The organism is Streptomyces ossamyceticus, assembly GCF_001418475.1.
GTDB lineage: Bacteria > Actinomycetota > Actinomycetes > Streptomycetales > Streptomycetaceae > Streptomyces > Streptomyces ossamyceticus.
Window position 1 is genome coordinate 1 of the sequence record NZ_LIQX01000717.1, and the last position, 1,968, is coordinate 1,968.

The following is a 1,968-nucleotide window of genomic DNA, read 5'->3' on the forward strand; positions in this document are numbered from 1 at the left end:
AAGGTGCTCAGTGCGGAGGCGGCGAGGCGGGCGGCGCCGTCGGGGTGTCGGCAGGCGCCCCGGTCCGGCAGCAGACCGGTCCTGCGGTGTAGCCGGGGCAGCAGCCCGGGGTCGGCCCTTCCGGCGGCCAGCGCGGCGAAGTCGTCGGCGACGGCGGGTAGTCCGAAGCGGCAGGGGCCGCACTGGCGGGCGCCTTGGGTGGCGAGGTAGGCGAGGATGCGCGCCGTCTCGCTCAGCCCGCAGACGGAGCGGGGAAGACCGACGAGAACGCCGGCCCCGGGTGCGGAGCCCAGCGGGGCCAGGTCGCGCCGGGTGAAGGGGGTGCCCAGGTGTTCCGAAGGGAGCCAGGTGCCGGCGAAGCCCCCGAGCAGGAGCGCCCGCAGAGGCTGCGTGGGACCTCCGGCGCGGGCGAGGATCTTGGCGAGGGGTGTGCCGAGCGCGACCTCCTGAACGCCCGGCATGGCGACGGCGCCGGAGACGGTGACGAGTGTGGTGCCGGGCTCGTGTGCGGTTCCCGTCTCCCGGAACCAGTCGGGTCCGTGGCGGGCGATGAGGGCGAGGTGGGCGAGGGTCTCGGCGTTGCTCACGAGGGTAGGGCGACGTGCGACGCCGCGTTCGTGGGCGCGTGGCGGGCTGCCCTGTGGGCGGGCCGGTCCTCCGTTGAGCCAGCGCACCAGCGAGGTCGACTCGCTGGAGACGTAGGCGTGCGGAAGGGCGTGCAGGCGCAGCCGCACCGGGTCGAGGCGGGCGCGCCGTCGTTCGCTCAGGGACGCACTCAGCTGCCGGTACTGGGCAGTGCGGGTGCGCGGCAGGCAGACGTGAACGGTGTCGGCGCCGACCGCGATCGCGGCCAGGACGGCACCGTCGAGGACGAGGTGAGGCGCGACGGCGAGCAGGAACTGGTCCTTGCGGCTCGCGGGTTCGCTCTCCATCGCATTGACGACGCCCACGGCCCGGCCACCACGTTCCGCCACGGCCCGCAGCTTGCGCGCGAAAGGGAACCCGGCGCCGCCACGCCCGGTGAGCCCGGCCGCCTCGGCAGCCTCCACCAGCGGCATCGACGACGTCCGGCTGCCGGCAGCCGGTGCGACAGGGGCCGGTCCGTGGCGTCGGAGGTGATCGGCGAGAGCGGCCGGCGCCCCCGTGGCGTGCCAGGCGGACAGCAGCCGGGCTGCGGCAGGGTCGTCCGGCGGGGGCACACGGTGCTGTGACGCGAGGGGGGCCGCGGCCGAGGAGTTCATCGTCCGCCTCCGAGCAGGATCGTCGTCGCGGCACGCTGGGCCCAGCCCGGCTGCAGCGGTCCGGTGGCGAGGAACGCGGTCAGCACCACCGGTACGGTGATCGCGCCCAGCGCGGCCGTCGAGCGCCGGACGCCCCGCCCGGGACCGGCCTTCGCCAGTCGCCACCACACGGCACCGACCACCGACATCAGGCAGGCGGCATACAGCCACAGCTGGAGAGGGAGCCGGGTGTCGGTGCCGGTCCCGACGCTGTGGAAGAGAGCGAGCGGCCAGGCGGCGTAGGCCAGCCAGTGCACGGCCTTCCAGCGGCGCACCCCGAGTCGGCGCCGTAGCGCGCTGGTGACCAGTACCGCGAGCAGAAGGTCGAGCGCGACCGTGCCCAGTCCGAGCCAGAGCGGACGGTAGGACGCCGCGAACGGCACCAGGGAGACCGCCCAGCCCAGGTGCACGAACGGATCGAGCACCGCGGTCACCACGTGGACGGCGAGGAACACCAGGGTGAGCAGGGACAGGTTGCGGTGCAGCAGCCCGACCTCGAACCTGCCGATCCGCCGCGGCGTGGTGCGTCCGCCGGCGGCGATGCCGAGCACCACGGTGGCGGTGAGCAGGATCAGGGTGAGGGTGCCGCCGACGCGGCTGGCGTACCACAGAGGGCTGCCGGTCAGGGCGAGTGTCGTCATCGCGGGCCTCCGGGGATGGCGGTCGGGGAGCCTGCCGGGGCCGGGGC

2 protein-coding genes are annotated in these 1,968 nt (G+C 75.0%); both read right to left on the bottom strand.

Annotated elements, in window-relative coordinates:
- The coding region (locus tag AOK15_RS37355) for an NADH-ubiquinone oxidoreductase-F iron-sulfur binding region domain-containing protein (RefSeq protein WP_055523141.1) at positions 1-1,241 on the bottom strand (1,241 nt) is incomplete at its 3' end.
- On the bottom strand, positions 1,238-1,968 hold a 731-nt coding region (locus AOK15_RS37360; protein ID WP_240508773.1), incomplete at its 5' end, for a ferric reductase-like transmembrane domain-containing protein. The genes AOK15_RS37360 and AOK15_RS37355, both read right to left, overlap by 4 nt.